This window comes from Sodalis sp. (in: enterobacteria) (genome assembly GCF_036327475.1).
Lineage (GTDB): Bacteria > Pseudomonadota > Gammaproteobacteria > Enterobacterales > Enterobacteriaceae.
In genome coordinates this window covers 283420-306757 of record NZ_CP132913.1, presented here as the reverse complement: position 1 = coordinate 306757, position 23338 = coordinate 283420, and the positions used below count along the sequence as shown (strand labels likewise).

Sequence of the window (23338 nt, the reverse complement as noted above, 5' to 3'; positions counted from 1 at the left end):
TATCCCCGGCTCAGCACATCAAGCCTGCCCAGGAGAAAAATCATCAACATCCCAGCCGTCCAGACGCCAATGCCCGGCAGGCGTGATAACAAATGCAGCTCGCCGATCATGGCAGCACTAGCGGGTCCCTTGATATATACGCCTTTTCATCGACATTCCGCAGCATTGGATCCGCCGGTAGCGCTTCCAGCTGTTGCGGCGTCACCGAGCCGATCAGCGCTAGGAGACGAGCGTTGACCGTCAGGCTCGCCTTAGTGGATATTTGCTAGTCGACAACGTTTCTGAGCAGCGCGACAAACCCGGCATCCTCACACACCGGGAGTACGATAAAATATGCAGTAGCCTGCTCCGTACGCTTATCCCGTTTGGCCATCCAATCGGTTTTGCCGTCGTAAAAAACATTACCATCATGATCGCTTCGCGCCAACGGCATGGTAGTATCTGGTGGACATCACCAGGCGCGGCTGGAAGGCCAGCGTAAAATATGACCAATGCGGCAGCCTATGATAAGCCGGATGACGGTCAGCAGCCGCAGCGCGGCGGATTGCGCCATTGCGCCGATGTCGGTATCGCCGTTATGACCGCGTCAAGAGGCAGTATGAAACCGGGCCAGACCCAACTGGATGAGCTTGACGCCACCTCCGGTATCGTTAGCAGGCTGTGCCGCAAATAATGGCGGGCGGCTTTAATGGCATTTTTCTCATCGCAACCAATCCCTGCGATACTATCGGGTCTGGAACTGCCTGGATTGCCCTGCCATCGTGTCTTGGGCACCGGCATTCGACTGGAACCGACCGACTTCGCCGCCTGTTGGCGAAGCAATTGGATGTCGCGCCGCAAAGTATCGACGCGTTTATTGTGGGGGAACATGGCGACAATCAATTTCCGGCCTGGTCTCATTGCGCGATATACGGTATACTCCGGAGGAATTCAGCCGCGGCAAGAACGGGTTAAACACTGGATTTCGCCGCGCTGGCGGGCCGTACCCGCAAAACCGGCTTCGACATTTATGCCCGAAGGGCTGCACGGAATATGGCGTCGCCGGCATCATCGCCGAAATTTGTCGCAACCTTCTAACCAGTAGTCGCCGTGCCTTGACGGTCTCCTGCGTGCTGGATGACGAATACAGCTCCGGTGGTGGTCGCAAGACGATGTAATTATCGAGCTGGATTTCACGCCACAGGAGCGGCGCCAATTTAAGACATCCGCGGCGATCATTGAGTAAAACATCCGGCGGCTGGCCGTGAAGCACCATTGAGCTGTGGCCAACGACGGTCTGCCTTCACGCGTCGGCCATAACCTTACAGCACATCGGGAAGACCTCTTGGCCAATATCAGGCATTCGTCAACGGGACGTTAACGGCATTAAGAGATAATCGAACAGCGACGACCAGTCCACTAAACTCTGCGCTAAAGAGAACGGCGTAAAGCGCCACCGAATAGGTGAGGTGGTGGCCACATGTCCATTGGTTAGGCCGGAGACAACGCTGAAGATGTCAAACAACATCATCTACCGCAGGTAGGGCAGGCTGAAACAGGGTCATGATTTTTCTCAACGTAGTGCATTGTGCCCATACTCATTTACGTCCTTATATACGTGCGAGGATGCCTCATCGGGTGAGGGTCATATCGCGCGCGTGCAATCACAGTGATGAAAACAACCGACACCTTTTGGCACCGGTGTTTTTGCTGGCGGTAATTTTGCTACAGCGATACCAAGCGCGCCGCATCAGGCGTTTTCAGCACCCAATCGATTTCGATTACCGCCACCTGTCGCTCGAACTCGCTCAGTTCGGCGGTTGTACGGGTATGGAAGAGTCGACAAAACGCTCGCCGAGCAGGGCGAGCAGGCGACATCGTCGGTGAACAGGGGCAGAACTTCGCATTGGAGCAGCAGCGGGGCTGCCACCACCAGATACGTTAGCGACACGATTGGCGCGTAGCGGAAATAGCCGCCAGGCTGAAGCGCCGGAAGGCGTTGACGTTAGGCGCCAGCATCGTCATCAATGCGGACAGCAGTCCAGCACTCCGGATATAGCGCGCTCCATCAGAGGCGACGGGCATCCCAGGGAATACTCAAACCCTTGTTGCCCGCGGCAACCTACAAACTGAAGTGGATGCGCAGGCCACTACCGCTTCAACCTTCACGGGGTTGGCCTAAAGGTTGTTGGCAGGCGGGCTGTTCGAACCAGCCGTTTCAACTTCAACTGTAGCGCCTGATCGCAGGCGTATAGCACCTGGTCACTATGGGTAAGGTCAATCTCGAACTGACCTGGGCGGACTACGCCACCACACCCTCTGTCGGCGATCCCTTAAGGCGCACCAGCCGGGCGATATCGTCAAGGACTGCCCTATCAGCCTGGCGCTGATTTTCCCGGCCATCGGGTTGGCGGTGCGTTGCGGCATTTGCGCCCCATTACGCCGCCGGTCCACCAAATAAAATTCCAGCTACACCGCCACCACCTGAAAGATACCGCGCGTACCCAGCTGTTGCCAGAGGCGTTTAGCACGTTGCACGGTTCGACGTCACAGGGCTGACCGCCTCGATCGCGCATGGCTAGCTGTAACTGCGCGCAGCGCGTGGGATTGTCGGCAAAGGATTGAGAGTGCCGGCGAGCGGCGAGCACAGTATGTCAGGTTCGCTGTTGTAGCCGTCTTGCCGGTTATGGTCATGGTTATACACCGAAGCCGTCAGCATGAGCATGGATCCACTTACTGGTATGGGGATAGCGTTCCAGATACGCCTCGACTTCTCACTGGAACGCGCTGGTTTATTGGCCTGGGGTTAAATACCGCCTGGCTATCTGCCAGATTTTCCATAGGTCACCTCAGAAACCTATGGCCGTCGCGCGAACAAGAACTGAGTACGGCGCAACACAACCACCCCCTCATTAACCATAGCGTGTACGGCTGCCGGCTTACAAATCTGCGCCGGAGGACAACGCGTCAGGCCATCGGCATCATGACAGAACTAGGATAAAGATAGTCGAAACCCAACTGTTTGCAAATCCGACTACCGTCAAGTCGAGCAATACTCACGCTTGGCGGGATGCCCAAGCGTGCATAAATTATAGTGGTGACCGCCGCCTGACAGCCCCTGTTTACCCGCCAGGAAACACCCGGAGGCGGCTCGGTCAACCGGCCTTGCCAGCGTCATCACGCCAGCAGACTCGGAATCGGTCGTTCTGAAGCACGGCTGCGCCACGCTGGAAAACGACTAAACCATCGTCGGCGTGGATGGCGGCAAATAGGTGGCGAGAAGATCATCACGGGACGCCGACTCGAATCCGGGTAACCGATTAAGCCAGCGCTGACAATGCTCCGCCAACCACTGCTCAGGGAGTGCGTGAAAGGCCTGCACGCTCAATTCACGCGATATATTCTCACCCGCAGATGGCGCAACCAGCAGTCAATCAGGCCCTGCCGATCGCTGCATGTTACTGTTCTGGGCGCTTCGATGTCTATCCTGACCGAGCCAGGTTCTCACGTCGCTGAATCACGCCGCGCTGCTGGCCCTCACGGCGGCCGATGGCGACGCGACACTACCAGCACGGGAAACATTCAGTTCAAGGTAGTGGCGACTCTGAGAGCGACCCAGCGAATCTGCCGGCTAGGGGAACCCGCCGCTAACGGAAAAACCTTGCCGTGCGGGTTCAAGCAGCGTTGATCGACGATAACATGGGGTGACCCGACAAAGCATCGCTGTGGGCCGGCAGGGAAATCGCGCGTTCCGTCAACACCGCCACGAGGCCGGCGCAGTGGCCGTGCGTTCACCTCAGAAAGTCCCCTGGGTCAGCAGGAGGCCGATCCCCCACCCCTGTGCGCCAGTTGCCATTATTCCAGCCATTCCGTATGGAACAGCCCTTCTTTATCGATACGTTTGTAGGTGTGGGCGCCAAAATAGTCGCGCTGGGCCTGAATCAGGTTGGCCGGCAGCACGGCGGAACGATAGCTATCATAGTAAGCGATAGCACTGGAGAAGGTCGGCGTCGGAATGCCGTGCTGAACCGCATAGGCTACGACATCGCGCAGCGCCTGTTGATAGTCATCGGCAATCTTCTTAAAGTACGGCGTCAGCAACAGGTTAGCGATCGTCGGATCTTGAGCGTAGGCATCGGTAATTTTTTGCAAGAACTGCGCCCGGATAATGCAGCCGGCGCGGAAAATCTTCGCGATTTCGCCGTAATTCAAATTCCACTGGTTTTCATCCGAGGCAGCTTTCAACTGGGAGAAGCCCTGCGCATAGGAAATTATTTTACCTAAATAGAGCGCACGGCGCACTTTCTCGATAAAGTCCGCTTTATCGCCACTGAACGATTCAGTGTGCGGACCGGTAAGCACCTTGGACGCCGCCACACGTTGCTGCTTCATGGATGACAGGTAGCGAGCAAACACCGATTCGGTAATCAGACTCAGCGGCTCGCCCAAATCCAGCGAGCTTTGGCTGGTCCATTTGCCAGTGCCTTTGTTAGCCGCCTCATCGAGAATGACGTCCACCAGGAATTGGCCCTGTGCATCCTTTTTGGTAAAGATATCTTTTGTAATATCAATCAAGTAGCTGCTCAGCTCGCCTTTATTCCATTCGCTAAAGGTGCTGGCCAGTTGCTCATTGCTCAGACCCAATACATTTTTCAGCAGTGCATAGGCTTCAGCAATCAGCTGCATATCGCCGTATTCGATGCCGTTATGCACCATTTTGACATAATGGCCGGCGCCATCGGGACCGATATAGGTCACACAAGCTTCGCCATCAGCGAGCGCGGCGATTTTCTCCAGAATAGGGGCCACCAGCTCATAGGCGTGTTTCTGTCCACCCGGCATAATCGATGGCCCATTCAGCGCACCCTCTTCACCACCGGAAACGCCGGTGCCGATAAAGTTGAATCCTTCCTCCGACAGCTCACGATTGCGGCGGATAGTGTCTCTATAGAAGGTGTTGCCGCCATCGATGAGAATGTCGCCTTTTCCCAAAAACGGTTTTAGCGACTCGATGATTTTATCAATGCCTTCCCCGGCCTTAACCATCAACAGAATACGCCGCGGTTTCTCAAGCGAATTGACAAATTCCTCTGCACTATAATAGGGCACTAGCTTTTTCCCTGGGTTTTTAGCGATCACTTCATCAGTCTTTTCGCGCGACCGGTTGAAAATGGATACGCTGTAACCACGGCTTTCAATGTTAAGCGCCAGGTTGCGCCCCATGACCGCCATACCGACGACGCCTATCTGTTGTGTGGACATTAAGTAACTCGTGTAGTAAGGATGATCCATTGTCGCCGCTCGGCGGACAGGTCTATGTGCATAATGTTAACCTAAACAAGTGTCTCGCGGGTAGTGATTGGTACGATAGGAATACTATTCTCTGTCGTGGCCCGCTAGCTCGCGGTAGATATCAGCATAACTACTGACCATCCGCCTTGAGGTAAATAAGGCGTTGAAACGCTCGAGCGCCTGTTCGCCATAGCGCCGCGCCTGGATGGGATTTTGCTGGCCGGTTTGCCGATGAATATTGACATAGGTGGTACCAGTTCCGATTTCGCAGCTGATGAGCGGCGTACCGTACATCGCCCCTCCAAGCGCATGATGCCAAACGCCTCAGACCGTAAATTAGACGGGAATACCACGCCATAACAACTCTTCAGCAACGCGGCTTTGTCCACGTCCGGTAAGGCACCGAGAAGATGGATATTATTCAGCCCAAATTTGGCGTTGCGTTTTTTAGCTTGGCCTCCATCGTCCCCACGCCAATCATACAATAGGATAAGGCGCGCTGAGCGCCGCTTCGAGCCGTCTCCGGCGGATAGGATGTGCGATCGAGACAAAACGGAATCGCTACCACTTTGGCCAGGTAGTGCTGCAAATGGGGCTTGTAGCAACATCATTCGGCGACGAGGCGACGATACGATCGACATCGCCGAGAAAATGACGCATCAAGGTGACATACATCAGCAGGATAAATTTTTGTTTCACTATATCCGAATGGTAGGTGACCGCCTTCGATACCGTACGCCGGGGCGCCTTCGCGCAGCTGAAAATCACCTGCCCAATGCCGCCGTAAGAGTCAGGGTGGTAGGCTTTATAAAAATGTAAGACTTTCAACATAGACCACTTAAACCTTAAGATAAGCTTGAATCGTATCCTGAGCGCACGCTGCAGGAGAACATTTGCGCGCGTGCCAGACAGGCGTTCGCGCCCTCAGCACGCCACGCGTCGTCTGCAACCCCCGTGCGATCCACGCACTTAAGGCGTCGACATCCCTATGGATCGCAGATCAACGCCGCATCATTCGCCACCCCTGGCAGCGATGCAGCGTTGAAGCAGACCACCTGCACGCCCGACGCCATGTCCTCCAGTACCGGTAAGCCGAATTCTTCATATAATGAAGGAAGCACAAACAAGCGGGCGGAGGCGAATAAAATCGGCAGCCCCTCTTGCGCCACACAACCCAAATAGTTAACCAAACCTTCACGACTGCCGTGGTCAAAGCGCTGATGTGGAGTGTCGCCACCCTGGTCTTTATAGGCATTGAGCAGCACCGATAAATTTTGCGCGGTTCAATGGTGTCGGTAAATAAAGTATACCAGCGATTCTTATTTCCAAACCGCAACAAGATCGGCGCCACCGCATCCTCGGCGCGAGGATAAACGACGTACCGCAGGCCAAGGGCGTAACATCAATTTTTTCGATCGGACAATTAAAATACGCCGCCAATTCATTTTTGGAGAGGTCGGAGACGGTAGTCACCCGGCTAGCACGCCGCAGACTGGATAACATCGCTTGACATAAATACCGTACCCGTTCTGTCGAGTGGTATTCAGGACGAGTAAAAATGGAAATATCATGGAATAAGCGCACACGGCATACTCCGGCAGATAATAGTTCGAGCTGCGGTAAATACAATCGCGATAATTGCGCAACCCCACCCTTGGCATAGCGAAAACACGAGCCGGTACATTTTCCATCAATGCGCCACGACGCTGTAGCCATGGTTGCCAAGGCCAGAAAAGTGAAGCCAATGCAGGTGAGTAGTCCGGTATGGAAGTTTGGACCTTCAGTCGGTTAAAGAACTGCAGTTCTTCCACTTCCGGCATACGCCCAGCTGGTGCACAAGCTCCAATGCATAACGGCCAATTCAGGTTAATGGATATTTGAAAACATTATCTTCATGCGAACTGATGGAAGTCGTCTCTGGTGGCAGGGACGGCGTCAGCCTCTAGACCATCAATCTTGAGAATCGCATTCAGGGTAATCTCGTTCGCCCACTGTACCCTTACGATGCTCCAGTTCCGTCGCAATAGCGTCGAAGGGCAAAAGTGCCGGTATAGCGGAGCATCGCGCGTAGCCTTGCCTCTCTGGCGGACTTGCGGGACCGCGAGCCACGCCGCGGCAAATGCTTCACCAGGAAGCCAGACATCACTTGTGTTCCTGCCATAATGAGCGTATCCAGCTCAGCCTGCCGCCTGGCGCTCACAGGATCCTGTGGTTCGGCTACTAGTAGTACATCCTGCTGGGTGAAAAGCACCGGCACATCTTGCGCACGGGCGGCAATAAACGACGTGTACCGGGTAATCCAACTGTTCTGTCGCCCGCAACGTCGATATCAGCCGGCGCGTCTTGGCTGTCTACATTATCAACGTAGAGGCATCAACCAACAATCGTGGCGTCTGCTCACTGAAAGCATTCTTCGCCAGCGCCCAAACTACGCCGAGCGGTCGGTTTCTGGGTTCAAGGTTACAGTTTCCGCTAAACGGCTGATGGCTTTGGCGGTGAACTGCCTGGTGTTCGCCGCCGGTGTCGGTACTTGGCGCGTCATGACCTGTTTAAATCCCGCCAGTGCCAGTTTAGCGGTGCTGTCCCAGGAGAATTTTGCCGCCTGCGTCAGGGCATGATCCTGTAATCGCTGATAAAAATCCTCATCTTCAAGCGCACGTAGCATGCTTCGCGCATAGCTTGAAGACTCATCTGGTAAAACATCGCCTCCCGCAAATCAACCACTTCCGGCAAGCTGGTCGCATTCGACGAAAGCGTCTGCGCGCCGCAGCTCACCGCCTCCAGGGGCGGCAAACCAAAACCTTCATGGAGTAAAGGAAATAAACGGCTTACAAAGGTTGTACATGGTGATTAAATCACTATCGGGTACGTAGGCTAGCACCATTGGGCGGTTATTCGCAACGGTTCAGGTAATTGACTATAGGCTTCAATCAGCACCGCAATGTTTTTTCGCGGCTCGATCATGGCCAACGTCATCATAAAGTGTCCGCCAAGCGATAACGCTGGTAGAAAGCCTGATTGTGCTCTGGTGTAAGCGAAAGCACGCGAAACTCCGGCTCTACGGCGGAGGAAATATTGATTACCCGCGACAGATCGATAGTGGTATACTCTTTCACCTCCTCAGATACCGAGGCGGAAATGGCGAAAATCGCGTCGGCGCGTTCATATTCATGCAGTTTATGGGTATAGAATTGGCGGAAATTGATATCAGCTAGATAGGTTTCTGGTTCAACAGCGGGATCAAATCGTGGCAGATGCAAACCGTGCTCCATGTCACCGAATAGTCAGGGATCGATACGATATATTTATCAACATGCCCCTCAAAAACTGGTGACGAACACAACATCAGGATTGATATGAGCAATATCGACATCGCGGCTGATACGCGCTGCGCAGTTGCGTTCTGCGGTGGCGGCATTGCAGGCCGCCACCGGTCCCTGCGCGGCAAATGTAAATGTAAAAATTTCACTGGCCGGCAGCACATCGTAATATGATTGACGCACTTTGCTGATATTATCCGGAGAGAACATGCCGTTGAGCAGAATACTTACCCGATGCTTGCCGGCATTGCGGATGATGGTTCAGCTCATCGCCAACGTGCTACGGCTGATGCCGCGATATTTACTTGCTGACTGCAAACCCTGAACGTCAATAAGAATGTGCACTGACGTTACCTTTTATTAACTCCTGATAAAATTTCGCACCTCTGCGGGCACGCCGGCCATCTCGTTCAATTGCGCCGATAAGCGCAAGCGTTGGGTATCGTGTGTTGCCTGCTCATTCCTTTATCTACTGAATGAGAGAGTGGAAATAAACGCCGAAAAGCTGCCGCGCCTGCGGGTAGTATCCGCTTTTATGGAAGGCATTAATGACACAAGATTTCAGTGCCGGACGTTGATGAATCTGCGTGTAACCTGCCATTAACGCCCGTTTGGCAGCATGACGGGCGCGGCCTTTGATACCATTCTTCAAAATGTGTGCCAAAATCGCTGCTTGGCGTCAGCACTACCCCTTTGCTCGGCAGATGATGCACATGCAGTTGCAATTGTTGTAGACCATGATTCCATGGCTGCCACCCAGTGCTCCATGCCGGTCTCGTTCTCTGCACATGCCGGCAACTGTTCACGCTGCACAAATAGCGCCTGTAGTTTGGCGAAGGTTGAGGTCTGCGCCGACTGACGCCAGGCAGCAACAGCCAGCGGTGAAAAGGTTCCAGCGCATTAAACGGGCTAAAGGTAAAGGGACGAAGCGGGTCGAGTTTTGTCGCTGGCGGATTGAACAGTTCGTTGACAAAATAGACCAGGACTGAAAAAGATCGTATGGCCAGACACAGTCGGCTTTAGCGCCAATCGAGCCGTAATCGATGAGACGCACCGCGTCATTATGATTAATAAGGACATCCAACCGCGTAAATCGTGATAAAGACCGGCCTGCTCCAAAAGCGTCAGCTGCTCAAGCAGCTCACTGATGATACGCGCCCTATCCAGCTCGTCTTCGCGCAATAACCGGTCCCGCAGTATTCACATTCCAGCCGTTCTGTTATCAGCCATCCTTCGCTGCCGCTTATGTCATGCCCGAGCAAAGCCGGCGCAACGAAGCCTGACAGCGGTGCGCCAAGAAAAGCACAATCGCGCAGCAGTTCGCGCGCGTCCGCCCGGCTGAGAAGGTCCCCATATAGCGTCTCCCCGCGTAAGCGTTGCGTCCGCGCCACGCCGTGACGATGAACGATGTGATGGAACACGCTAAGGCCGATAGCCATATCATATTGATCGGACTCCGGCGCATCGAAAGAGGCGTCCACTTGAGGATTTTCATCGGCCAGCGCGCAACACACCGAGATATTTTCATCCTGTAAATCAATGCCTTTTACGGTGTCGCCGCGCTCGGCCAGGCTCAAACAAAAGAAGCCCTGGGCACAGCCAAGATCCATCACCCGCAATGGTCGGCTGAGCTTTGATGCCAATTGATCATAGATGGCGCCAAGAGTATCAATGCGATCATAGCAGTTCCGCGACGCTGCAGGCGCCCATTAAGGATGCCTATAAATGGTCTGATACACCTCAGGCAGTTCCGCCACCAGCTGCTGTACATTTTTACTCATTGCTTTTAGCATTTTAATGAATGATTTTTAAATGTCGATGCTAGAGCAATAAGACCCCAGAATTCCACCTTGCGGCTGACGTGCAACATGATAGCGTCATATCGCCGATCTAATGGCGCCACCCACCGAGGGGATTACCGGTAGAGATCCAACAGGAGAGCAAATAGTCACCCTGATTGAGATTCATCAGGAAGCTAAAAGTAAACACTCTGACTTCCCCTGCTTTCGCCGAAATATGCTCTCTACCCGGTACTACCCACTATCAGTATCAAAGTCCCGATCAAACAACACCTTGACATGTACATCCGTCTGGCTAGTGCTATCGATGGCGGCGGGGTAATGTTCGCCGCCGGCCTGAATATCGAAATCGATGATTTTCTCGCCCTGTCCCCAGCGATACTCTTCCGCGCGATAACCGCGGCGGCTGGTGAATGGATCGCCTTGGTCGGTCAGAGACGATCCCAATGCACCGTCCACCCGTACCGGTTCCGCTACTGCATCGGCTTGTTTATCGAACAGCTCATCCAAATAGCGGTTGGTGACATCACGGACTGAGCCATCAAGCTCGATGGCACCATTTTGAGAAAAATAGCGCGGTCACAGTGCTTGACGATATCACCAGCGCTACGGAAAACCAGTAATAGCGTTGTGCCTTGACGCTTACAGTCGGCGATCAGTGAAAAACATTTAGTTTGGAAGCAAGCATCCCCGATCGATAGGACCTCATCGACAATAAGAATATCCGGCCGCGCCGCGGTTGCGAATCTAGAACCCGCCATCAGGCTCGTTCAGGCTCGTTATCATTTCACGGCTATAGCCCATTTCATTAAACCGGATAGATATATAGACATTCTGTCGGCCAGAGCGATCGGGATGAAATCCCATCCCCAGTATTCCAGCAGCGCCGCGACCGCCCGTGCAGGGTATTTTGCCAGAGTGGGCTTTGTGGTGTCGGTAAGCAGCTTCAGCAATGTGCTTTTGCCGGCGCCATTAACACCGACGATTCCTACCGACTCGCCGGCTTGTACGGTAAAGGAAATATCTTTCAGAACCCATTTTGCTATGGCGCTCGACGGAAAATGGCCCCAGTTTTTCCCGACCTGAGTGACTTCAATACGGGTCATTAAATCTCATCCACAATATCGGCCGCATGTCGCTGAAACATCCACTAGCCAATAGCAAACAACATCAGAGCGACAGCCGTAACCGGCGCCAGCGCCAACCAGTCAGGCATATGATGCTCAAGCAGGATTTTGATATGACTCCACCAGAGTCGCCATTGGATTAAAGCGTATCCCGAAAGCGTATGCGCGGCGTAAAGGATGGGCGTGAACCAAAACCAGAACTGTAACAAAATGACGACAAATTGCCCCACGTCGCGAACAAACACATTCATCACGCCTAATATAATTCCCAAACCTACAGTGAACATCACCTGCACCAACAGCACGGGGACAATAGCAAAGAAGATCCAGCCTGGAGACGTTCCGGAGATCACCATAAACAGTACGAAAATGGCGAAGATAATCAAAAAATTGATGAACGAGATGATAGGTAGGCAAATACGTGGAAGATTAAGTTTCTTAATGAGATTGGCATTGTTGAGAAACACATTCACTAAGCCGTTTAACGTCTCGGTAAACAATCCCCAGGTCAGCACGCCAGAGCACAGGTAAATACTGTAGGAGAGAGGGGTATTCATATCGGGCATATCGGACATGCGCGCATCAGTGAAGAAAACAGCAGCGTATACACTGAAATCATGGCCACCGGCTGCAAAATCAGCCATAGCGCGCCGAGAAAGCTGCTTTGATAGCGATATTGAAAATCCCGTCGGATACTATCAATAATAAAGCCACGGTAGCGAGAAATGCGATCGAATAGGGCATTGAGCGTCAGTGTATTCCAGTCAGAATGGCAAGAATTTCCTGGGTTTTATCCTTCATCAGGGCAGTGTCGCCACGCGACTCAACATTCAGCCGTACCACCGGTTCGGTATTGGAACCACGTAGGTTAAAACGCCAGTCGGCAAATACCATGCTGACGCCATCGGTGTGATCGATTGCCAGCGCCGTATCACGGTAATGATCCAGCACCGCGGCAATCGCCGCCGGCGCATCGACCAACTGGCGATTGATTTCACCCGAAGCCGGGTAGGCGCGCATACGTTCGCCCACCAGCTGGCTTAGAGATTGTTCCCGCACCGCCATCAACTCCGCCACCAGTAGCCATGGGATCATCCCGCTGTCGCAATAAAAGAAATCGCGGAAATAGTGATGGGCACTCATTTCCCCACCGTAAATCGCATTCTCTGCGCGCATGCGTTCTTTAATAAACGCATGGCCGGTTTTCGACATCACCGGCGTGCCGCCGGCGTGGGTAACGACATCTTCGGTGTTCCAAGTCAATCGGGGATCGTGGATAATCTTGCTGTCGGGATATTTGTGTAAAAAGGCTTCCGCCAACAAACCGACTATGTAATAGCCTTCAATAAACCCCCCCCGCTCATCGAACAAAAAGCAACGATCGAAATCACCGTCGAAAGCAATGCCCATATCGGCGCCAGCGGCGTTCACGGCGTCGGTAGTATCCTGGCGGCATTCAGGCAGCAGCGGATTGGGAATGCCGTTAGGAAAATGGCCGTCCGGCTGGTGATACAGTTTCACAAAGGACACCGGCGCGCCCGCGGCCTGGAACCGCACCTCCAATGTGTCTACCACGTGCCCCGCGGCGCCATTGCCCGAGTTAATGACCAACGTCATCGGGCGACGAAACCGGGCGAGGTCAATAAACCCCAGCAGGTGATCGACATAAGCCGACAGCACATCGACACGGTGCAGGCTACCGCGCACCTGCGCCACCGGCCCGAACGCGTTCTTTTCGGCCAGACGCTGGATATCGCGTAGGCCGGTATCGCCGCTGATTGGACGTGACTGCTCACGCACCAGCTTCATGCCGTTATAGTCAATCGGATTATGGCTGGCCGTCACCTCGATCCCGCCGTCTACCCCCAAATAGGAGGTGGCGAAATAAATCTCTTCCGTACCGCTCATGCCGATATCCAGGACGTCAGTGCCGGCATCGTTCAATCCGCGCGCTAGAGCCTGTTTTAGACCCTCGCTGGTCAAGCGCACATCGCCACCGATGACCGTACTGCGCGGCTTGAGTAGCTCGCCGTAGGCGCGGCCGATGCGATAAGCAATACCCTCATTGAGCTCTGCCCCCAATCTTCCACGAATGTCATAGGCCTTAAAGCAGGATAAAATAGCCATGTTTCCCTCAAAAGGTTTTCGACAACAGTATTATTCGATCCATTCTATCATCTACCGCGAGCGTCACCAGATAGAATTTCTTTGGTTTCTCATTCTTGCCTTCACCGAGTCACCCTCTGTCGCCCGCGCGCGAATCGCCCGAAGCCGTGGGCATGAGCGGCGAGATAGTTCCCTAAAATACGCAAGAACAAGAAAGAGATACGGCACTTCTTTTATCATGGCATTGCTGCTATTGGCTGCGCGGCTCCGCAGGCGCAAGGTAAACAGCGCGCCCCGACCTGACAGGAATGAAGGTGAACTGATATCGGTCAGTAAATAAGCCTGCCATCCACCGTCACCCGTGCCGTGCCAGATAGCACTACCCAGTTCTCTGTGCGGTGATGATGCATCTGTAGCAAACATACCGCCTGGTTTGACAGTAATACGATTGACGTTGTAGCAGGCTTCATTGACAATGGTTCATTGCGCCCCGCGGGCGATAGGACTCACGATGACGGCAATATTTGCTGTGGGCACGGGTTTTTAGATATTCCACCACTTTCTTGACGTCCTGCACCTTATCCTTATTGACGACCAACACCGCATCTTTAGTGTTCGCAATCACCAAGTTGTTCAGGCCGACAGCTGCCACCATTTTCTCATCGGTATTGATGTAGCAATTGTCGGTAAAAACATCACCGGTAAGGGCATTCGCCTGTCGTCCTGTTGATTAACTTCCTACAGCGCCGACCAGGATCCCACATCGCTCCAACCAGCATTCGGCAGCGCCGCCATGGCGTCGGCAGTTTTTCAATCACCGCATAATCCACCCACAGGCAGCGAGAATATCCGGGCGGAATTTACCGAGCTTGCTGAGATATTTTTTAGCGCGAAACAGAAACATGCCGCTATTCCAGTAATATTCGCCGCTGGCGATATAACCTTCCGCCGTCGTCCGATCCGGTTTTTCCACAAACCGATGCGCCTGGAACACCGCTGTATCGTTTTGTGCCTTACCACGGTGAATATAACCGTACTCTGTCTCCGGCATAGTAGGCACGATACCGAACGTCACCAGATGTAAGGAAGTGCCTGCCGAAAGCGCGATGAAACGCCTTCTCATCCTCAATCACGTGATCGGCCGCCAGCGCTAATAGCAGCGGATCATCACTGTTGACGATGGCGCTGAAAGAAGCCAATGCGATGGCCGGAGCCGTATTTCGCCCCACCGGTTCCAAGATGATATTTTGCGACAGCTTATCGAGTTGCCGCAGCTGCTCCGCCACCAGAAAACGGTGTTACTCATTACAAATCACTAGCGGCTGATGGATATAAGCCCTTCCAGGCGCAGCGCCGTTTCCTGCAACATGAAACGCCGTGCAGGGCGAGAGATTGCTTGGGATGAAGCTTGCGTGACATCGGCCACAAACGGCTGCCGGTTCCACCGGCCATAATAACTGGAAGTAACATACATTTCCTTTTCGCCATAGGGTGGACGAGTCGCCGTCAGATCAACGTCGCAATCAGCATACGTTGCGCACCCAAACCTAGCCGCCCTCCTTTTGTGGCAAGTCAAAAGAGCTATGGTAAAATGCCTTGAGCATACACTCGCATACCACCGCCGCGATCATTGCCTATACCACTACGGACCGGCCGTGCGGTGCCGGTTGTAGGCCCAACAGCGTCAGACGCATGGGTATTCTTGCGCTTTTGTGCGGTATCGCTCGCCGATTACACGCTGATTCCTTTAACTGTAATCGATGACGGGAGAGAATATTTTAGCCATGCAGTATATTGCTATAATCCAACACTGCTACAGTTAATGGGCAAATAGCAATTAAGAGCGATGTTATTGAGAATAGAGATGTCGATATGGGTTCCCCTTGATTCCAATAACACAGCCGCTAACAATGCAGTTACTGATCTGCACGCCGCGAGCAGCGGTATCGGTGTTTTTATTGGTATGTGTGGTTAAATCTACTAGAGGCAACCCGACGCTAATCTCAAGTTTCTCAGGAAGATAAACGCGCTTCAAAATCCGATGTAACCGCACAACATGCCATTGATTTGTTATCTGGCGAAGGGAAATCAACCATATATTTATGGATATTCTAAGCAATGCAGCTCTGAAGCAACTCACCAAAACATGACCATTAAAGATAGCGCCGCCACTATTATCACGATCCATACATTTATTATGTGTCACAATCTGATTGGCGAACACGTTAACAATTCAATGGAATTCAGGGAGTAATTAAGGTACAGTGCGATAGCGCCTATGGAGTTTTGTCAAGGGCGCCGAGGCTGGTGCCGGCCCTGGTTCGCTGGCGCGTATAAGCAATGCAAAAATCCTCCAGCACAAGAAAGTCAATGTATTTCCCCTGAAAAGAAAGTACGGCCCAAACACCCAATTTTATTGGGACGCTTGGGGTAGATATTTTCGCGGATAGCTAATTTCTTGATGCCATCAAACCATTTGATCGTCTTACACAGAGTACCGAGGTTAACGATACTGAACAACAATAATAGCGCCTCTGAAGCTACAACATGGTCCAGCGCACGAGAAAAGGCATCTTTACACGCCCCTCCGTTGTTATACAAACCATTGCTTATAATATTGTATTGTGTCATGCTACATGCTTTCAGTGCCAATCGGCATTAACGCGAAAGACGATGCATGCTATCATCCTCCTTGAGCTCGCTGTTTCTTAACGCGTAAGGCTCGCTCCGCCAACCGATTTTTGTCCGGTTGGCGAAGTTCCCGACCGGCCAAAACAATTTTGCTCCTCGTGGCTGGGCAAGGTCTGATGCAGCGTCTCTAAATCGGGACAGCGACCAACATATTGCGCGCCATCGGCGGCGGAGAGCTTGTTAAAAATGGATTGATAAATACCGCGAAAGACGATGAAACCTCTGTCGGAGGTGTAGATGTAGGAGAAAGAGGTGTGGATAAAGATTTATCTTATTCTACGTTCATTATTTGCTCCTCTCGAGCGGGTTGTAGTACTGATACCTTATATGTTGCTGCTTGGTGTCCTAAGATCCAGGTTTGACGGGACAATCACGCAGGCAAATGGTAAAACCCATTATTGTAATATTATTGCCGGCATCATCATGCTCGGGATCTTGATGTTGGCCCTACTGAGCAAAATATTCTCGTCATTGCCTCTGTATTGTCCATTTTCCAGGTAACCATCTCGTTCTTGATTTATCCCTTTTTATTAAACCTATTTATAGATGTAGTTACCATACTTAACGTAACTGGTTACCGACAATCATTTTCGTTACTTTGATCATCGTTCTAATCAATCACCATCAACCTTATATCAGCTTGTAACCTGCAAACACTGCTGACGGGTAGTGTTTTTGATGGCCGACCTATCTTCCTTGTTCACTTCCGACCTGCCATGGGCAAAATGATACTCTATATTAAGACGGCCCTTTGTTTCTTCGCTCGCGGTCTCACACGCTCTTTCACCGCTACGCTAATTCGCAATAGGTGTCCGCCATATACGGCGTCTCACCTTTCTCTGGTTTGACGTTCCCATTCTTTAAGCTTTTTCACTTCATCCTTTAAGCGCTTACGCAGGAGTTGATCTATATTCTGTAGAACTGGGATTCCAAGCCCGGCCGGCCGTCGATGGCGCTTCAGTAGATTAAAGGTGCCATTGTTGGTAAGCTAGCGCACTTGTGAATAACGCTCATCGCGTTCATCGGCCGCTACACTGCGTTGGTGCGCCTTACCGCCTTTAAATCAACTGTGAAATATTTACAACTGTGAAATATTTAGCCCTTTCAGTGTGGCTTATCCAACATCATGGCGGCCCAATCCTGCCAACCGCGGGCAAAACTATCGCGGTGAAATTATGTCCCATATCTCCCTTTAGCGCGTCTGGGGAAATGCAAACGCTTTCAGCAGCGGGCCAAGCGCGACGCAGGAAATTGCGGATGCAAATGGAACAGGGGCTATTCCCCGGCGGCATCCAAGGTAATAAAACGCCTTTCTGCCAAGTTTGCCGGTAGTCTTTAGGATCAGCCGTCCACCATGGCGGTTGTCCGCCTGCACACTGAAATCGGTTATTGTCATACCGCGATAAATGATGTTTCGCGCGCACAGGCTAAGCCGCCCGCTAAAATCTTAAGATTTGACAGCGCGTTATCCGTTAGGGCGCTGGTTGGCTATCACCGTCGTGGCGGAGCTTTGTCTGCACCCGCGCGTCGCTGCCGTCGGCAGGCGGCTACAGCTTCAGCAAAGCGTCCAAATGCATGGACTTCGCCCGCCAAACCAGTTGCTATATCGACGAACCCACAACCTGGGCGACATTATACAGCCAGCGCGAAATGGCGATAGCGCACGTTTTACCACCGTGGCGGGCATAAATGGTTTTTTCTAGATAGCTTCGTCGGAATAGTTTTGACGGGGTGGCTGAACCGCTTTTCGTCGAATAGGCGGCCAATGGCACAATTGATCGTATCGCCGGCGATCGCTACCAGAACCTTTAAAAGCACAATCACATGAATATCAAGCCCGGCAACAAACAGCAGCAAGTCCTTAGCAGGAAAGGCGTGACTACCAGACCGGTTTCGCAAAGCAGAATCATAAATGAGAGAGCGTATACCCAAACACCGTACTGCGCCACAAGTTCTGCCAGGTGGAGATCGATATGTAAAATAAAATCGATGATAAATTTTATATATTTCATGCAGTTATTCCATCAATGCAGCGCGATAGACATGAGCGGTCACTCCGCTAGAAATAATGGCCCCGGCGGCGGCGAAAGCAAAGCGAAACGCGATGGATACTCCACTGCCACCAGATAAAGCCCCTCCGCCGGGGCGGTAGCGCCGGCCTGAGTTCGGTCGTGGCACGCCAGCAGTTCGGCTATCCAGCTTTCCGGCCGGTTGCCGCAACCTACCTCCAGCAGACTGCCTACAATATTACGAACCATATGATGAACAAAAGCATTCGCTTTGATATCCACAACTACATATTGCCCCTGACGCGTGACGTACAAATGGTGCACGTTGCGCCATGGAGAACGCGATTGGCACTGCAGGGCGCGGAAAGAGGTGAAATCCTGCTTTCCAAGCAAACACTGGCCCGCGCGCGCCATCGATGGCGTATCAAGGGGGTGATAATAGTGCATCAGCCCGCGGCCGAGTAGCGCCGGACGCAGGCGATGGTTATAAATAAGATAGCGGTAGCGCCGGGAGGTGGCGCTGAAACGCGCATGAAAATCGTTCGTCACCGGCGCCGCCCAGCGCACGGCGATATCATGGGGCAGATTGGCGTTAACGCCTAGCGTCCAGGCGGTGGCCGGCCGGCGCGCCCGGGTGTCGAAATGAACGACCTGCCCCGTCGCGTGCACGCCGGCATCGGTACGTCCGGCACAGTGAACCACGACAGGCTCATTGGCGACCGTCGAGAGAGCGCGCTCAAGACACGCCTGCACACTGGGCGCTTCCTGCTGACGCTGCCAGCCGTAGTACGCACTGCCGTCATACTCAATTCCGAGCGCCAGCTTCATCACGCCACCAATTGGCCGCCGACGCCGGCGCTTCGTCCAACCCCTGAGAGCAGCGCCGTTTGCGCCATTACCATGCGTTAGTCTCGGCTATCAGTTTTTCCGCAGTAAGTGCCGCCATCAATGCACCGCCGAAGTGAACATTGCCCACTACTGACCAGAATTACAGTAAATCAGGTATGCCATAATCGTTACGTAATACGCAAACAGTCAATATTCAGATCGACATTCCCTGAGGCACCTTCCACCGGCATCGGGTAGTTCGGCTCATCGCTCAAGGTCAGCCCCTTGCTGGCCGCCAGCGCCACGCGTATCTCTCTGCGGCATTGCATTGGCGGCAGCGTTTCCAGATGCACCAGCTGTGTATGGCCGTAGAACATCGGCGTTGCACGCTGCTGACCGAAACAGTAGCCCCTCATCGCACAGGATTTGCGCACTTCGCCTACCAGGCGGCGCTCGCTACGCGCCGATCCCGCATCGTCTGGCAGCAGCGGCGGCAAATGACGCGGAAAGAAGCCGGGCTCAGAGGCCAAACCATTCAACAGACACGCGTTCTGACCCAACAAACCAGTCAGGGGTTTTACCGCCAGCAGTAATTGACTGATCAGGGCATCCGCTACTGCCACCATGCTACAGTTTCGGTAATCGACAAGCACATCATCATTAACCCCAGCGCCACGAGCAGGACGTCCGGTTCCAGGGTGAACAGGTCACCGACATCCATAACCAGACGGCCGACGGCGGCGTCAGCGGCATACAGCGCCGAGATCTGGCGCCGGCGATAAAAACACTGCGCCTGCGACCAGTCAAATTGCGTCGCTTCACTGACCTGGAGATTTGCTCGTTGATCCACACCGTCTCACTAAAAAGTTCCCCTAACAGGAATTGGCGTTCTTGTACAATATCCAGTTGCCCCAAGAAGGGCGATATTGCCGTCTCCCATTACTGAGATACTCTATGGCGCTCCGCGGCAGTATGCGTCATCAAAATGTGGTGAGATGCCATTGGCGTATCCGCTGCCCGCCACAGGCCTGAGGATGCGTGAGCGAGTACGCGCCCGCCGGCGCGATGGGGCATCTTGGGACGACGGGCTACACTGACCGGGGTTAGCATAATGACCACCCCTTTCAACGTCACCCGTTTCATCGACAATGGATGATCATATAGCCGCTTGATTAGCGCTACCATGGCCGTCAGCTAGGCCATCACCAGAAAAATGAACAGCGTTACCTGGTGCCACAGGTCTCTGACGATTTAGTCCTTGTCGATCCGACTGGCCACTGCGCCCTGCTGATTGTGGTATTTAGCATCTTCGCGCCTGTTATAGGGTCTGGCCGCAGGACCGCTCAAGAGTTCAAAACTCAAGGCGCCTATCAGCATACCGGGACGCAACGCCAGCGGTAACTTACCTGAATTATAGAACTCCAGCACGATTCTACCATGCCATCCGGGATCGATTCGGTGCGCGGTCACGTGAACCATCAGGCCCAGGCGCGCCAGCGAGGAGCGTCCGTCCAGCCAGCCAACCAGATCATCTAGCAATGTGACAGATTCCAAGGTCGCCGCCAGCGCCAGCTCACCCGGATGCAAAAAAAAGGCCTCTCCTTCTACCAGTTGAATTTCGTCGCTCATCACCCGGTCCAGTGCCGCGGCCACTTCATCTTTGGGCCCGCTGAGATCAATATACGCTGCAGTATGGCCCCGAAAGACCCGGAATTGGTTACCCAGTCGGACATCCACCGTTGCCCCGTTAATCCTTTCTTGCGGCGGGCGCGGAGAGATAGCCAGTCGACCTTCATCCAGCCAGATTTCTATATCACGGTCGCACAGTCTCATCGCTTGTCTCTCCATAAGGGCGTGAATGTGGGGTACCGCCACGGCGGCAACCGTTCAGGTCTCAAATACTACACGGAAATTATTTGAAAAGCTGACTGATCTTCGCTTTTAAAATATCGATGGCAATCAGGTTGTTACCGCCGCGCGAGACAATGATGTCAGCGTATTGCTCTATGACGACGGAGCCCCATTGAGTTCATTGAGTTCATTGAGTTCATTGACGTCGCGTTTTATACGGCGCACCAAACAAATATTTAGCGGCGTATCCACAAAAATAGAGAAATTTATCTCCTGGCGCAGGCGTAAATCAGTACGAATGCGTCGGGCAATGCAGATAATAATGCACTTGTATGGCTTATCAGTCATACAATCAATGGCCGGGCAATATAAAATGCTAGGCTGTGAGGCTGCATTTTACGCGGCAATTATGGGGTACTGGGCAATCGCACGCCAGCATTACCGGGCTTCGAGACGCTCGGGCGTGGATTTTACTGCCCAGTTTGAGATCATTAATATTGGAGCTGCTAAAGTCATGCAGGTAGAGTTGCCCGTCGTGACCGCGGTCGTTGGTCTGCCGTATCTTGTGATGGATTCCATGAGTTTGCACTGGTTCGCTTTTATAGCACGCTATTACTACCTTGCGCGGGATTGATTGCCGTGGTTTTATTGCTGAAAGTGAATATTCGTCAGGCCTGCTGACAATGGCTGCTGCTGTTCTGCCTCGCCGACGACGTCGTTTAGAAATTGACTTTTATAGGCTTGGGTTATCGGAAGCCGCGCTTATGATTTTACGGGATTTAGCAGTCATTCAGCGTTATCGGACAGGGCCGCTCATGTTTTTAGCCGCGCACGTCTTGCGTTGCGCATTACAGCGGTGGTGGGCGAGCTACCTGTTGGCGCTGGCGATTGGCGTTTTACGGTTGATATTCAGGCGCATTCGCCGTCTGAAGTTCTGTCCGAACACCGGCCGGGTTACTTGATAAGCAGTTTTTCCTGCTGTTGCAGTATGGTCGACATACGCATATCCATTTTCTGACGCTTAGATCGTGGCGATACTTATTTTACGCTGTTGCTGGTAGTTCATGGAAAAGCGCCGAGATGACAATCTCTGTCGGAATGTTCTCTCCCTGTCAATAGAGTTTCGCCGCCACATACCCCGCTAGTTGGCAATAGATTTCGGAAAATTCGCTCTCGAGACGGCTCACCACTGTCGACTCGCCGCGATCCAGATCCTCGCGTAGGCTAATGTGTAACAACAGTTTGCCAAGCAGAGCGCATTGGTTGCTGTTCCACGAGCTTTTCCGCGCCACAGGAGCTGAAATAGATTCAAAATGGCCGTAATGATTACAGATATGTATACTCATGTTTTCCACGATAGAGCCAGTACTGGTGCGCTAACCTTGGCAAACTTTGCAATTCCTTTGCACGCGGTCGGCGCCAGCGAAATGTTTTGCGGCGTCGTCACCACCAGCGCGCTGATCACCGGAATATTTTTCACCAGAGTCAGTTGAATATCGCCGGTGCCGAGAGGCATATCCAGTATCAGATAATCCAGCCCGACTACAGTGTATCTCGGTGAGCAGTTGTAAAAGGGCTTACTGGCCATGGGCGGCGCCAGACCATGGTGCTTCCTCGGTGACCATATAGCTAGAGCTGGTGGCCAGACCGTGGGCCATGTGCTGCATCGACTCCATATGCTACTCATCCGGTGACGTCAGGCGCTCGTTGGTAGTGCCCAGCATAGCGGAAATCGATGGGCCGTAAATATCGGAGCCCAGCAATTCGACGCGTCCACTTCTACCGCCAGCGCAAGATTACCGGTGGCGCTGAATTTGCCTATGCCGCCTTTACCGGAGCTTATATGCAATAATTTTCAGTCGATGGCGGTGACGCTGGTCAGACGCAGCAGTTTGGCGCTGGCGCTCCTGCAGCTCCGTGAACCGCTTTGCCAGACAAACGGCGTCACGAGCTCAATATGCAGCGTGCCGTCAAGCAGCGCGCTTGTACTATGATGCTTTCAACACAGTTAGTGTTTCAGCGTCGGATGACGGCGCTGTGTGTCATTTTCGTCTGGATTCTTGGAGTGGTTTCTGTCACATCGTATTCAAGTTATTACGGATCTCTTACGCGGGTGTCGCATGGACTGATAATGGGTACCGCATCTCACGCTTTGGGCGCCGCCCGCTGTGCCGAGCTGGATTGTCAAGAATGGGCATTCAGTTCGCTGACGTTAATTATTGTCGCCTCTTTGCAAATTATTAAATTAATTCTTAACAATAAGATATCGATCGTAGTTAATCGCGTTATCCCTGTTTACAATGATCGCCTGTTCAAAGAACAGGGCCTACTATGAT

General features: G+C 52.9%; 25 protein-coding genes and 6 pseudogenes. 5 read left to right on the top strand and 26 right to left on the bottom strand.

The features are described from left to right. Positions 1 to 265: 265 nt before the first annotated feature. Positions 266 to 433, bottom strand: coding sequence for a hypothetical protein (locus tag GPOALKHO_RS01715; protein ID WP_406702705.1), 168 nt, complete (start codon positions 431 to 433; stop codon positions 266 to 268). Between the two features lie 120 nt (positions 434 to 553). On the opposite strand from GPOALKHO_RS01715, the pseudogene GPOALKHO_RS01710 reads away from it, so the two are divergent. Next, positions 554 to 1127 (top strand): annotated as a pseudogene (locus GPOALKHO_RS01710) (lactate/malate family dehydrogenase); the annotation flags it as partial. 218 nt (positions 1128 to 1345) lie between these two features. On the opposite strand, the gene GPOALKHO_RS01705 reads toward GPOALKHO_RS01710, so the two are convergent. The 17 genes and pseudogenes from GPOALKHO_RS01705 to GPOALKHO_RS01625 all read right to left on the bottom strand — a co-directional run bounded on the left by GPOALKHO_RS01705 (position 1346) and on the right by GPOALKHO_RS01625 (position 16254). Then, complete coding sequence (locus GPOALKHO_RS01705) at positions 1346 to 1510, bottom strand: hypothetical protein (RefSeq protein ID WP_406702703.1); 165 nt, start codon at positions 1508 to 1510, stop codon at positions 1346 to 1348. 194 nt (positions 1511 to 1704) lie between these two features. Then, on the bottom strand, positions 1705 to 1857 hold the full coding sequence (locus GPOALKHO_RS01700; protein WP_406702701.1) for a hypothetical protein: 153 nt from the start codon (positions 1855 to 1857) through the stop codon (positions 1705 to 1707). 1977 nt (positions 1858 to 3834) lie between these two features. Continuing rightward, on the bottom strand, positions 3835 to 5241 hold the full coding sequence (gene gndA / locus GPOALKHO_RS01695; protein WP_406702699.1) for an NADP-dependent phosphogluconate dehydrogenase: 1407 nt from the start codon (positions 5239 to 5241) through the stop codon (positions 3835 to 3837). Positions 5242 to 5355: 114 nt separating this feature from the next. Then, positions 5356 to 5565, bottom strand: a complete 210-nt coding sequence (locus GPOALKHO_RS01690) for a hypothetical protein (RefSeq protein WP_406702697.1) — start codon at positions 5563 to 5565, stop codon at positions 5356 to 5358. 267 nt (positions 5566 to 5832) lie between these two features. Further along, entirely contained in the window at positions 5833 to 6102 is a 270-nt protein-coding gene (locus GPOALKHO_RS01685) for a hypothetical protein (protein ID WP_406702696.1), read from the bottom strand. A gap of 155 nt (positions 6103 to 6257) precedes the next feature. After that, positions 6258 to 6536 (bottom strand): glycosyltransferase, encoded by a 279-nt coding sequence (locus GPOALKHO_RS01680; RefSeq protein WP_406702694.1) that lies wholly within the window; start codon positions 6534 to 6536, stop codon positions 6258 to 6260. Positions 6537 to 6740: 204 nt separating this feature from the next. Then, entirely contained in the window at positions 6741 to 7091 is a 351-nt protein-coding gene (locus GPOALKHO_RS01675) for a hypothetical protein (RefSeq protein ID WP_406702692.1), read from the bottom strand. Positions 7092 to 7699: 608 nt separating this feature from the next. Continuing rightward, positions 7700 to 7936, bottom strand: coding sequence for a hypothetical protein (locus GPOALKHO_RS01670; RefSeq protein ID WP_406702691.1), 237 nt, complete (start codon positions 7934 to 7936; stop codon positions 7700 to 7702). Between the two features lie 310 nt (positions 7937 to 8246). Continuing rightward, positions 8247 to 8543: a hypothetical protein gene (locus GPOALKHO_RS01665; RefSeq protein WP_406702690.1), complete on the bottom strand. Its 297-nt coding sequence runs from the start codon at positions 8541 to 8543 to the stop codon at positions 8247 to 8249. 48 nt (positions 8544 to 8591) lie between these two features. Beyond that, complete coding sequence (locus GPOALKHO_RS01660) at positions 8592 to 8774, bottom strand: hypothetical protein (RefSeq protein ID WP_406702689.1); 183 nt, start codon at positions 8772 to 8774, stop codon at positions 8592 to 8594. Positions 8775 to 9715: 941 nt separating this feature from the next. Beyond that, on the bottom strand, positions 9716 to 10246 hold the full coding sequence (locus GPOALKHO_RS01655; protein WP_406703312.1) for a class I SAM-dependent methyltransferase: 531 nt from the start codon (positions 10244 to 10246) through the stop codon (positions 9716 to 9718). A gap of 378 nt (positions 10247 to 10624) precedes the next feature. Further along, positions 10625 to 10900, bottom strand: coding sequence for a hypothetical protein (locus GPOALKHO_RS01650; RefSeq protein ID WP_406702687.1), 276 nt, complete (start codon positions 10898 to 10900; stop codon positions 10625 to 10627). 272 nt (positions 10901 to 11172) lie between these two features. Continuing rightward, positions 11173 to 11496 carry an ATP-binding cassette domain-containing protein gene (locus GPOALKHO_RS01645; RefSeq protein WP_406702685.1) on the bottom strand — a complete coding sequence of 108 codons (324 nt, stop codon included), beginning with the start codon at positions 11494 to 11496 and terminating at the stop codon, positions 11173 to 11175. Positions 11497 to 11540: 44 nt separating this feature from the next. After that, positions 11541 to 12161 (bottom strand): ABC transporter permease, encoded by a 621-nt coding sequence (locus GPOALKHO_RS01640; RefSeq protein WP_406702684.1) that lies wholly within the window; start codon positions 12159 to 12161, stop codon positions 11541 to 11543. A 106-nt stretch (positions 12162 to 12267) separates the two neighbouring features. Beyond that, the gene (gene cpsG / locus GPOALKHO_RS01635; RefSeq protein ID WP_406702683.1) at positions 12268 to 13644 is read right to left on the bottom strand and encodes a phosphomannomutase CpsG; all 1377 of its coding nucleotides are present in this window, start codon (positions 13642 to 13644) and stop codon (positions 12268 to 12270) included. 229 nt (positions 13645 to 13873) lie between these two features. Further along, a pseudogene (locus tag GPOALKHO_RS01630) lies at positions 13874 to 15093 on the bottom strand (sugar phosphate nucleotidyltransferase). An 897-nt stretch (positions 15094 to 15990) separates the two neighbouring features. After that, complete coding sequence (locus tag GPOALKHO_RS01625) at positions 15991 to 16254, bottom strand: hypothetical protein (protein ID WP_406702681.1); 264 nt, start codon at positions 16252 to 16254, stop codon at positions 15991 to 15993. 1514 nt (positions 16255 to 17768) lie between these two features. On the opposite strand from GPOALKHO_RS01625, the gene GPOALKHO_RS01620 reads away from it, so the two are divergent. After that, positions 17769 to 18017 carry a hypothetical protein gene (locus tag GPOALKHO_RS01620; RefSeq protein WP_406703520.1) on the top strand — a complete coding sequence of 83 codons (249 nt, stop codon included), beginning with the start codon at positions 17769 to 17771 and terminating at the stop codon, positions 18015 to 18017. Here GPOALKHO_RS01620 and GPOALKHO_RS01615 read toward each other — a convergent pair. From GPOALKHO_RS01615 to GPOALKHO_RS01585, 7 genes and pseudogenes are all read right to left on the bottom strand, one after another. Further along, positions 17967 to 18326 (bottom strand): annotated as a pseudogene (locus tag GPOALKHO_RS01615) (hypothetical protein); the annotation flags it as partial. The gene GPOALKHO_RS01620 and the pseudogene GPOALKHO_RS01615 overlap by 51 nt on opposite strands. A gap of 39 nt (positions 18327 to 18365) precedes the next feature. Next, positions 18366 to 19151, bottom strand: coding sequence for a tRNA pseudouridine(38-40) synthase TruA (gene truA / locus GPOALKHO_RS01610; RefSeq protein WP_406702608.1), 786 nt, complete (start codon positions 19149 to 19151; stop codon positions 18366 to 18368). Between the two features lie 188 nt (positions 19152 to 19339). Continuing rightward, complete coding sequence (locus tag GPOALKHO_RS01605; protein WP_406702607.1) at positions 19340 to 19804, bottom strand: hypothetical protein; 465 nt, start codon at positions 19802 to 19804, stop codon at positions 19340 to 19342. After that, positions 19765 to 20001, bottom strand: coding sequence for a hypothetical protein (locus GPOALKHO_RS01600; RefSeq protein WP_406702605.1), 237 nt, complete (start codon positions 19999 to 20001; stop codon positions 19765 to 19767). The genes GPOALKHO_RS01605 and GPOALKHO_RS01600 overlap by 40 nt, the downstream gene beginning before the upstream one ends. Positions 20002 to 20090: 89 nt before the next feature. After that, complete coding sequence (locus GPOALKHO_RS01595; RefSeq protein WP_406702680.1) at positions 20091 to 20336, bottom strand: hypothetical protein; 246 nt, start codon at positions 20334 to 20336, stop codon at positions 20091 to 20093. Between the two features lie 66 nt (positions 20337 to 20402). Further along, the gene (gene dcd / locus GPOALKHO_RS01590) at positions 20403 to 20984 is read right to left on the bottom strand and encodes a dCTP deaminase (protein WP_406702678.1); all 582 of its coding nucleotides are present in this window, start codon (positions 20982 to 20984) and stop codon (positions 20403 to 20405) included. 79 nt (positions 20985 to 21063) lie between these two features. Then, positions 21064 to 21332: pseudogene (locus GPOALKHO_RS01585) on the bottom strand (uridine kinase); the annotation flags it as partial. 43 nt (positions 21333 to 21375) lie between these two features. Between GPOALKHO_RS01585 and GPOALKHO_RS01580 the strand changes: the two are divergent. Then, entirely contained in the window at positions 21376 to 21636 is a 261-nt protein-coding gene (locus GPOALKHO_RS01580; RefSeq protein ID WP_406702677.1) for a hypothetical protein, read from the top strand. Further along, complete coding sequence (locus GPOALKHO_RS01575; protein ID WP_406702676.1) at positions 21623 to 21964, top strand: hypothetical protein; 342 nt, start codon at positions 21623 to 21625, stop codon at positions 21962 to 21964. The genes GPOALKHO_RS01580 and GPOALKHO_RS01575 overlap by 14 nt, the downstream gene beginning before the upstream one ends. Positions 21965 to 22114: 150 nt before the next feature. Here GPOALKHO_RS01575 and GPOALKHO_RS01570 read toward each other — a convergent pair. After that, positions 22115 to 22539 (bottom strand): annotated as a pseudogene (locus GPOALKHO_RS01570) (P-loop NTPase); the annotation flags it as partial. 489 nt (positions 22540 to 23028) lie between these two features. Here GPOALKHO_RS01570 and GPOALKHO_RS01565 point away from each other — a divergent pair. Further along, a pseudogene (locus GPOALKHO_RS01565) lies at positions 23029 to 23223 on the top strand (LrgB family protein); the annotation flags it as partial. Positions 23224 to 23338 lie beyond the last annotated feature (115 nt).

Coding starts and splice junctions, on each gene's coding strand:
- GPOALKHO_RS01580 (WP_406702677.1), top strand. CDS start 21,376: ATGCTAGGCTGTGAGGCTGCATTTTACGCGGCAATTATGGGGTACTGG.
- GPOALKHO_RS01625 (WP_406702681.1), bottom strand. CDS start 16,254: ATGACACAATACAATATTATAAGCAATGGTTTGTATAACAACGGAGGG.
- GPOALKHO_RS01715 (WP_406702705.1), bottom strand. CDS start 433: ATGCCGTTGGCGCGAAGCGATCATGATGGTAATGTTTTTTACGACGGC.
- dcd (WP_406702678.1), bottom strand. CDS start 20,984: ATGAGACTGTGCGACCGTGATATAGAAATCTGGCTGGATGAAGGTCGA.
- GPOALKHO_RS01595 (WP_406702680.1), bottom strand. CDS start 20,336: ATGGTAGCGCTAATCAAGCGGCTATATGATCATCCATTGTCGATGAAA.
- truA (WP_406702608.1), bottom strand. CDS start 19,151: ATGAAGCTGGCGCTCGGAATTGAGTATGACGGCAGTGCGTACTACGGC.
- GPOALKHO_RS01665 (WP_406702690.1), bottom strand. CDS start 8,543: ATGGAGCACGGTTTGCATCTGCCACGATTTGATCCCGCTGTTGAACCA.
- GPOALKHO_RS01690 (WP_406702697.1), bottom strand. CDS start 5,565: ATGTACGGTACGCCGCTCATCAGCTGCGAAATCGGAACTGGTACCACC.
- GPOALKHO_RS01705 (WP_406702703.1), bottom strand. CDS start 1,510: ATGATGTTGTTTGACATCTTCAGCGTTGTCTCCGGCCTAACCAATGGA.
- GPOALKHO_RS01640 (WP_406702684.1), bottom strand. CDS start 12,161: ATGGCTGATTTTGCAGCCGGTGGCCATGATTTCAGTGTATACGCTGCT.
- GPOALKHO_RS01670 (WP_406702691.1), bottom strand. CDS start 7,936: ATGCTACGTGCGCTTGAAGATGAGGATTTTTATCAGCGATTACAGGAT.
- GPOALKHO_RS01675 (WP_406702692.1), bottom strand. CDS start 7,091: ATGCCGGAAGTGGAAGAACTGCAGTTCTTTAACCGACTGAAGGTCCAA.
- GPOALKHO_RS01700 (WP_406702701.1), bottom strand. CDS start 1,857: ATGTCGCCTGCTCGCCCTGCTCGGCGAGCGTTTTGTCGACTCTTCCAT.
- cpsG (WP_406702683.1), bottom strand. CDS start 13,644: ATGGCTATTTTATCCTGCTTTAAGGCCTATGACATTCGTGGAAGATTG.
- gndA (WP_406702699.1), bottom strand. CDS start 5,241: ATGTCCACACAACAGATAGGCGTCGTCGGTATGGCGGTCATGGGGCGC.
- GPOALKHO_RS01645 (WP_406702685.1), bottom strand. CDS start 11,496: ATGACCCGTATTGAAGTCACTCAGGTCGGGAAAAACTGGGGCCATTTT.
- GPOALKHO_RS01685 (WP_406702696.1), bottom strand. CDS start 6,102: ATGTTGAAAGTCTTACATTTTTATAAAGCCTACCACCCTGACTCTTAC.